This is a genomic window from Streptomyces sp. URMC 123, assembly GCF_051386515.1.
In the GTDB taxonomy this organism is placed as follows: Bacteria; Actinomycetota; Actinomycetes; order Streptomycetales; family Streptomycetaceae; genus Streptomyces.
The window spans coordinates 1-8429 of the sequence record NZ_JBPQTV010000284.1 but is presented as its reverse complement, the minus strand read 5'-3'; the positions used below and the strand labels follow the sequence as shown (position 1 = coordinate 8429).

Here is an 8429-nt window from a genome sequence, read left to right as displayed (position 1 = left end):
GTGGCCGGTGCGGCCGGTGCGGCGGGCGCCGCCGTGGGCGGAGGCGGTGGCAGCGGTCGCACCGGGGGCCTCAGCGGCGGCCCGGTGGTGGGCGGCGCGGGGCTCGACGTCGGCGGCACCAGCGGGGGCGCCGAGGGCTGTGCCCGGGGTCTCTCGCTCTGCCGGGGCGTGTCGCTGGAGGCGAGACCGTAGACGATGCCCGCGGTCGCGGCCAGCATCCCCGCCGCGATCGCCGCCTTGGTGGGGGCGCCCAGCCCCTCGGAGGAGGCCGCGCCGCCCGCTTTGCCCGCCGCGGCCGCGCCTCCGCCCACGGCGGCGCCCGCCGCACCGGCCGCACCGGCCACCGCCCCGGCGGCCTTGAGCGAGTACCCCGCGGCGAACCAGCCCACGACCGCGACCGGCAGCAGGGCGCGCAGCCGCTCGTTGACGTCCTTGACCTCGCGCGCGGCCAGTCGGCACCTCGCGCACTCCTCCAGGTGCTTGCGCAGTCCCCGCTCGGCGCGGGTCCGCAGCCCGCCCCGCGCATAGGCGCCCAGCCGGTCGGCGTATCGGGCGCACGCCCCGCCGGCGGTCAGCGCGGTGGACACATGCGCCTGGAGGTACGCCTGCTTGAGCCCCTCGCGGGCGCGGTGCGCGAGCACGGCCGTGGCGTTGGCCGTCAGCCCCAGCAGATGGGCCACCTCGCTGGGCGACACCTCCTCCACCGTCGTGTGCCAGAGCACCGTCTGCCAGCGCTCGGGCAGGCTGCGGAAGGCCCGCACGGCCAGGGACTGCTCGGCCTCCCGCATGGCCCGGACCTCGGCGCTCAGCTCCGTCGTCTTCTCGTCCGGGGACGTGACGCGCTCCGCCGCCGACGCGAACGCCGCGAAGTCCTCGACCAGTTGCTCGCGCTTGGTCGTCCTCCCCCAGGCGGCCGCGACCCGGCGGACCGTGGTCAGCAGATAGGCCCGCACCGCGGTGTCCGGGCCAGCCCCGCCGCGCACCGCCTGGAGGGTGCGGGCGAAGACCTCGCCGGTCAGGTCGTCCGCGGTGTGCGGGTCCCGGCAGCAGCTGCGGGCGTAGCGCCACACCGCCTTGGCGTGCCGGTGGTAGAGCTCGGCGTAGGCGCTGTCGTCCCCGGCCCGCATCCGCCCGATGAGCTCGCGGTCGGACGGCGGCCGCTGCACGGCCGCGGAGCCGCCCTCCTGGGCCGATCGCTGCGAGGGGACCCCCGGCTCACCGCCCGGACCGGAGCGGGCGGCGTGCTTGGGGCGATGGGTGGGCGGCGGCGGCCCGCTCTGGCCCGGCACCTGCCGGGGCGGCAGGCCGTCCGGCTCTCCCACGCCACCGTCCGCGCCGCCGCCGGGCGGCTCCTCCTGCCCGTCAACGCCCATGCTGAAAGCCTCTGTACACGCTGTCAGACCCGAACACGCGGTCAGCCTGACACACGGGCGACCGTGGCTTACCCGTCAAGCCGGGCAATCACTCGTCCGGGGAGACTTCGCACAGGAGAGCAGCGGCGTTCACCCTTTCGGGGCAGGCCCGGTGCGGTGGGCCCACCCCGAGGACGTCATGCCGCGGGGCGCGGCCGGAGCCCTTCCAGCAGGATGTCCAACAGCCGCGTGGACGCCGCCTGCTGCTGCTGGGCGTCCGGCAGCGACGGCGCCGCCGTGGCGATGACCAGCAGGACGTCCGCGACGGTCACGTCCGCCCGCAGCTCGCCCGCCGCCCGGGCCCGCTCCACCAGCCGCCCGACGACCTCCAGCAGGGCCGCCGCGCCCGAGTCGTCACGGTCCTCCTCGGCCGCGGGCCGCCGCTCGACGAGCCGCAGCTCCGGCTGGGCCGCCGCCTGCGCCGGGACCGACGACTGCCGCTGCTGGGGCACGCGCGCCTCGCCGACCTCCGCCTCGGCGTCCACGCCCACCCGCAGCACCTGCGGCGGCAGCAGCCGTCCGGCGCCCGAGGCCACCGACGTCCGCAGGAAGCGGGAGAGCGCCGCCCACGGGTCGTTCTCCTGGCCCAGCGCGGCCCGCGCCTGCTCGGTCAGCCGGGTGGTCTCCTCCTCGGCTATCCGCCGCACCAGAACGTCCTTGCTGGGGAACCGGCGGTAGACCGTCCCCACCCCCACCCGCGCGCGCCGCGCCACGTCCTCCATGGGAGCGCCGTACCCCAGCTCGCCGAAGACCTCGCGGGCCGCGCGCAGTACGTGCTCGAGATTGCGCTGTGCGTCCACGCGCAGCGGCGCCGAGCGACCGGCCGAGCCGCCGCGCATCCCCGAATGTGCCGCCGTGAGCGCGCGCGCGTTGCCCTCCGCTGTGACGGCAGCCGACCATTGAGAGCCCTGCATGTGCATGCTATTCCCCCGGTAATGACGTCTCCCCCCGGAGACTCCCCGCCCTGACATCCGGGGTGCGGTCGCGCCACCCCGTGAAGTACGAACATAGTTGAGCCCAGGTCAAGAAAGAAGGGGTAGTTCCGCACGGACCGCCCCCCGATCGGAGTACGAGCGGCTTCCGACCCGATAACCACTGTCTTGATCGCCTTCGATTTCCGCTCTGACCTGCGGTGTTGTCCCGATTTCGACGGGGGTCGGGCCACCGGCGGGCGCGCTCCCACCGGTCATACGAATCGAAGGGCCTGTGGACAAACTCGCGTTGCCGGTGCGTCATGGGAGGGTGAAGGAACCTCCTCGCATTCTCGTTGTCGGCGGTGGGTACGTCGGGATGTACACCGCGCTGCGCCTCCAGCGGAAGCTGAGCCGCGGCGAGGCCCAGGTCATCGTGGTGGACCCCGAGCCGTACATGACCTACCAGCCCTTCCTGCCCGAAGCGGCGGCCGGTTCCATCTCCCCCCGCCATGTCGTCGTGCCCCTGCGCCGCGTGCTTCGCGACTGCACGGTGATCATCGGCGAGGTCGCCGCCATCGACCACGCCAAGCGCACGGCGACCCTCCAGACCCTCGCCACCGAGGAGGAGGGCACGGGCCCGATCGAGGTCCCGTACGACGAACTGGTCCTGGCGCCCGGCTCCGTGTCCCGCACCCTGCCCGTCCCCGGACTCGCCGACCACGGCATCGGCTTCAAGACCGTCGAGGAGGCCATCGGGCTGCGCAACCACGTCCTCGAACAGCTCGACATCGCCTCCTCCACCCGCGACCCCGAAGTCCGCGACGCCGCTCTGACCTTCGTCTTCGTCGGTGGCGGCTACGCCGGGGTGGAGGCCCTGGCCGAGCTGGAGGACATGGCCCGCTACGCCGTCCGGTACTACCACAACGTCACCGCCCAGGACATGAAGTGGATTCTGGTCGAGGCGACCGGCCGCATCCTGCCCGAGGTCGGCGCGGACATGGGCCGCTACGCCGTACGCGAGCTGCGCGCCCGCAACATCGACGTACGCCTGGAGACCCGGCTCGAGTCCTGCGAGAACCGGGTGGCCCGGCTGAGCGACGGCTCGCGCTTCCCCACCCGCACCCTGGTGTGGACCGCGGGGGTGAAGCCCCACCCGCTCGTCGCCGCGACAGGACTGCCGCTGACCGAGCGCGGCCGGCTGGAGTGCGAGACGACCCTGCGCGTCAAGGGCGTGGAGAACGCCTGGGCGGCCGGGGACGCCGCCGCCGTGCCCGACCGCACCTCCCCCCAGCCGGACGCCGAATGCGCGCCCAACGCCCAGCACGCCGTGCGCCAGACCAAGGTCCTCGCCGCCAATCTGCTGGCCTCACTGCGCGGCGGCCCCCTGCGCGAGTACGAACACAAGTACGTGGGTTCGGTGGCCTCCCTCGGGCTCCACAAGGGCGTGGCCCACGTCTACGGGCGCAAGCTCAAGGGGTACCCCGCCTGGTTCATGCACCGGGCGTACCACCTCAGCCGCGTCCCCACGTTCAACCGCAAGGCCCGGGTGCTCGCCGAGTGGACGCTGTCCGGCCTCTTCAAGCGCGAGATCGTGTCCCTGGGCTCCCTGGAACACCCCCGGGCGGAGTTCGAACTGGCCGCCGGCACGGGCCGGCACAACGAGACGACGAGCTGACACAGTGACCCGGCGGACCGGTGCGCGGGCGGCCCGCCGAGGCGACCATCTGACGAAGCGACAAAGTCACGGCCACGACGGGCCCATGACCCGGACGCGAACGCGACTGGGTGCGCCCGACGTCTGACGGATGTCAGTCCGGTCGGCCACACTGGACGTGTGACCATGGGTGGGCTCATACCTGCGAAGAGTTCCGCGTTCCGCCCGGGGGGACGAGATCCCCGGCACCCGCGCCGTACCCCCGGCCGGCCCGGCTGACCCGAAGCGACATCACGAGGCAAATCTCAGTGAACTTCACGCGCTGGAGCGCCCGGCTCCCCGGAACACAGCGACGCGCCGCCGCACGGACCGACCGCGCCGCGGGGCTCCCGCAGCCCCAGCCCGCCGCGGCGGCCGGGGGAGGGCCGGTGCCCGCCGCGCGCGGCGGACACCCCGAGGCCCCCGCTCCGCCCGGCGCCGGGGCCGACGCCGATCCCGGGCCACCCTCGGTGGCGGGGCTGTCGGGACACGACGTCCTGGGCCAGGTGCCCGGCCTGGTCGCCGTCGTCCACGGCCCCGACCACCGCCTCGCCTACGTCAACGACGCCTACGCCGCCGTCTTCGGTCCGCGCGCCCCCGGCGACCCCGCCCGTGAGGCGTTGCCGGAACTCGCGGAACTCGGCCTGCTGCCGCTGATGGACCAGGTGCTGCGCAGCGGCAAGCCCCGTACGGTCAAGTCCCGCCGCGTCACCGCGGCCGTCTCCACCGCCGTGCCGGCCGAGGCGCGCGTCGGGGTCGGCGCGCGCCGCCCGTGCGCCCCGGACGCCCCCCGGATCGACGCCCGCGACGGCCAGGGGAGCCTGGGGCACGGCCCCGCCCTGGTGGCCACCCGCGCCCGCCATGGCTACTACACCTTCACCTGCAGCCCCATCGACATCACGGCCCTCACCGGCGACCACCGGTCCGACCCCCCGGCCGCCGCGCACCACGGCGTACTGATCTTCGCCGCGGATGTCACCGACCAGGTCGAGGCCGCCGAGCGACTGCGCACCAGCGAGCGCCGCCAGCGCGAGGCCGCCGTCACCCTCCAGCGCAGCCTGCTCCCCCAGGAGCTCGAACAGCCGGACGACCTGCGGGTGGCCGCCACGTACCAGCCCGGCGGGACGGACGCGGCCGTCGGCGGCGACTGGTACGACGTCATCACCCTCGGCGCCGGACGCACCGCCCTGGTGATCGGTGACGTCATGGGCCGCGGGGTGCGCGCCGCCGCCGTCATGGGCCAGCTCCGTACGGCCGTACGCGCCTACGCCCGGCTCGACCTGCCGCCGCACGAGGTGCTGCAGCTCCTCGACGGCCTGGCCGCGGAGATCGACGCCACCCAGATCGCCACCTGCGTCTACGCCGTGCACGACCCCAACGAGGGCCGGCTCGTCTACGCCTCCGCCGGCCACCTGCCCGTCATCGTGCGGGACGTGGACGGCACGGTGCACCGGGTGGGCGAGCCCACCGGGCCGCCCCTGGGCACCGGGGCCTGGCTGCACGCCTCCGGCTCGGTCCCCCTGGGCCCCGGCGCCACCGCCGTCCTCTATACCGACGGCCTGGTGGAGCGGCGCGGCGAGGACATCGACGACGGCGTCGCCGCCCTCGAACAGGCGCTCGCCGGCGCCAGCGGCACCCCCCAGGTGATGTGCGACCGGCTGCTGCGCGCCCTGGGCGTCACGGCCGACCACGACGACGACGTCGCCCTCCTCGTCCTGCAGCACCCCGCCCGCACGGGCCATGACGCCGAGCTCTTCCACAACGCCGCCCTCGAACTCCTCGGCGGCGTCGAGGCGGCGCCCCGCGCGCGGGCCTTCGCCTCGGGAGTCCTGGCGAGCTGGCGCTTCCCCGCGGAACTGCGCGAGCTGGGCGTCCTGGCGGCCAGCGAACTGGTCGCCAACTCGCTCCAGCACGGCACCCCGCCCATGCGGCTGCGGCTGCGCCGTACGGACCGCCGGCTGATCATCGAGGTGACGGACGGCGACGAGCAGCTGCCCCGCCGGCGCCGCGCCGAGCCGGCGGACGAGGCCGGGCGGGGCATCTCGATCGTGGCGGCCATCGCCTCCTCCTGGGGGTCGCGCAGGACCCCCGGCGGCGGGAAGGCGGTCTGGTGCGAGTTCGCCCTCCCGGCGGGGTGAGCGGGGCCGCGCCTCAGGCGGAGACGCCGGAGGGCGCCGGGGCGACCGCCGTCCCCGGCTCCGCCCGCTGGGCCGGCACGACCGGGGAGGCCGCCGGACCGGAGGCGACGATCCGCGACCGGGCCCGCAGCGGGTTGTCCTGCGCGAAGGTCAGCCGGCGGCCCATCCGCAGCGCCAGCGCCGTGATGCCCAGGGAGCAGAGCACGAGCATCACGATGTACGAGCCGTACAGGCCGGCGCCCACCATCAGACCGCCGACCGCCGGGCCCAGCGCCAGCGCGAGCTGCTTCACCAGGGCGAAGGTGGCGTTGTACTGACCGAGCAGCGAGCTCGGCGCCAGATCCGCCACCAGCGGGGCGACCGTCGGGGACAGCATCGACTCACCCAGGCCGAACAGCGCGTACGTGGAGATCAGAGCGGCCGTCGCCAGAGCGGGGCTGTCGTGCAGCAGCCCGGAGAGCCCCGCGATCACCCAGGCCACGGTCCAGATGAGGCCGACCAGAGCGATCACCCGGCTGCGCCGGCGCCGCTCGACCAGCCGCAGGACGACGAACTGCGCGAGCACGATCGCGGCGGTGTTGGCGGCCAGCGCCATGCCGAGGGTGGCCGGGGAGATCCGGGTGACCTCGACCGCGAAGGCCGAGAGGCCGGACTCGAACTGTCCGTAGCAGGCGAAGAACATCACGAAGCCCAGCACGCACAGCTGCACCATCGCCCGGTCCGCCAGCAGCGCCCGCCACCGGCCGCCGCTCCGCTTCTCCTGGGGCACGGCGTCGGTCATCCGCGGGGCCTCGGGCAGCCGCACGGTCGCGATCACCGCGCCGAGGGCCAGGAACATCGCCGCCTCGATCGAGAAGAGACGGATGAAGGAGGCCGGGTTCGAGGTGTCGACCAGCAGGCCGCCCAGCAGCCCGCCCAGACCCAGCCCCAGGTTGTTGAGGAAGAACTGGGTCGCGAAGGAACGGGAGCGGGTGGCGGGCGTCGAGCACCACACGATCATGGTGGCGAGCGAGGGCTGGATGACCGCGATACCGGCACCGAGCGCCGCGGCCGACGCGATCACGAGTGGCGCGCTCCCGGACAGCCCGAGCCCGAGCGATCCCGTGGCGGCGGTGACCGTGCCCACGACGGCGACCGGCAGCGGACCCCGCTGGTCGATGACGCGTCCGGTGAACGGCAGCACGACGAGAGCGGCGATCGCGAACGTCGCGAGCACCACTCCGGCGGTACTCGACCCCAGACCCCGCACCTGTGCCACATAGACAAAGGTGAACGGGATCGTGAAGCCGTTGCCGAACGCGCTCAGCGCGTTACCCAGCTGAATCCGGCGCAGCGCGGCGCCCATCGCGGTGGTCACACTCACCTACCTCGGTCGGGAAGTCGTCGGACGCGGACAACACGGAGGGCGCAAGACCGTCGCGGGGCGAGGCTTGCACCCTGTAGTGATGAGCTCTGAAGACTTCGAAGATAAAGTTCGATGCTTAAGAGTACACAGAGAAGGACTTCGACGCCAACCGTTCGCGTGCCATACTTCGGCGCATGTCCGACACCCCCAGTCCGCCGGAACCGAGCCTCGACGAGCAGATCGCGATCTACCAGCGGGAATTCCAGGACCTCGACCCCCAGGTCGAGGTGGTCGTCTCCGCGCTGAGCCGGCTCAACCGCCGGATGAACGTCGCCTACGGGCGGCAGACCGCGACCCTCGGCATCAGCAACGCCGAGTGGGAGGTGCTCAAGGCCCTGGTGCTGGCCGGCCGGCCCTACCGCATGGGGCCGAGCGAGCTCGCCAAGCGGCTGGGGCTGACCCCGGCGGCCATGACCCACCGCATCGACCGGATGGTGGCGGAGGGGCTCGTCACGCGGGAGCGGGACGAGAAGAACCGGGTGCGGGTCATCGTCGAGCTGACCGACGAGGGCCGCGGCAAGTGGCTGGAGGCCATGCGCATGGCCTCGGTCTTCGAGGAGGACCTCCTCCAGGACCTCTCCCCGGCCGAGCGCGGGGCGCTCGGGCAGATGCTCACCCGGCTGCTGCGCCGTGTGGAGGAGGCCCAGCCGGACGCCGGCGGGCGCCTCACCGACCTGGACTAGCGGTGGTTGACAGGGGTGGGGGCGATCCGTAAGGTTCTCCGGGTTGCCGCCGAGCCGTAACGGTTCTGCGGTGGCCACTCGAGCCGCACCGGCGGCAAACCACCTCAGCACGGCCCCCTCATCGGGAAGAATTTCGGCTTGCCGAAATTCGGTTCGAAAGACTCGATTATGAGTCGCGAGGGAA

At 73.8% G+C, this 8429-nt stretch carries 6 protein-coding genes; 3 read left to right on the top strand and 3 right to left on the bottom strand.

What is annotated here, in order from left to right; genetic code table 11:
- On the bottom strand, positions 1 to 1373 hold a 1373-nt coding region (locus ACSNOD_RS24865), incomplete at its 3' end, for a sigma-70 family RNA polymerase sigma factor (protein WP_436769272.1).
- A 176-nt stretch (positions 1374 to 1549) separates the two neighbouring features.
- Positions 1550 to 2332, bottom strand: a complete 783-nt coding sequence (locus ACSNOD_RS24860; protein ID WP_436769271.1) for a TetR/AcrR family transcriptional regulator — start codon at positions 2330 to 2332, stop codon at positions 1550 to 1552.
- A 322-nt stretch (positions 2333 to 2654) separates the two neighbouring features.
- Here ACSNOD_RS24860 and ACSNOD_RS24855 point away from each other — a divergent pair, with 322 nt between their 5' ends.
- The gene (locus ACSNOD_RS24855) at positions 2655 to 4001 is read left to right on the top strand and encodes an NAD(P)/FAD-dependent oxidoreductase (RefSeq protein WP_436769270.1); all 1347 of its coding nucleotides are present in this window, start codon (positions 2655 to 2657) and stop codon (positions 3999 to 4001) included.
- Positions 4002 to 4288: 287 nt separating this feature from the next.
- A complete protein-coding gene (locus ACSNOD_RS24850) occupies positions 4289 to 6157 on the top strand; it encodes an ATP-binding SpoIIE family protein phosphatase (protein ID WP_436769269.1) in 1869 nt (622 codons plus the stop codon).
- A 13-nt stretch (positions 6158 to 6170) separates the two neighbouring features.
- On the opposite strand, the gene ACSNOD_RS24845 is transcribed toward ACSNOD_RS24850, so the two are convergent.
- On the bottom strand, positions 6171 to 7514 hold the full coding sequence (locus ACSNOD_RS24845; protein WP_436769268.1) for an MFS transporter: 1344 nt from the start codon (positions 7512 to 7514) through the stop codon (positions 6171 to 6173).
- Positions 7515 to 7696: 182 nt separating this feature from the next.
- Here ACSNOD_RS24845 and ACSNOD_RS24840 point away from each other — a divergent pair, with 182 nt between their 5' ends.
- Complete coding sequence (locus ACSNOD_RS24840) at positions 7697 to 8245, top strand: MarR family winged helix-turn-helix transcriptional regulator (protein ID WP_436769267.1); 549 nt, start codon at positions 7697 to 7699, stop codon at positions 8243 to 8245.
- Positions 8246 to 8429: the final 184 nt, after the last annotated feature.

Coding starts and splice junctions, on each gene's coding strand:
- ACSNOD_RS24860 (WP_436769271.1), bottom strand. CDS start 2,332: ATGCACATGCAGGGCTCTCAATGGTCGGCTGCCGTCACAGCGGAGGGC.
- ACSNOD_RS24840 (WP_436769267.1), top strand. CDS start 7,697: ATGTCCGACACCCCCAGTCCGCCGGAACCGAGCCTCGACGAGCAGATC.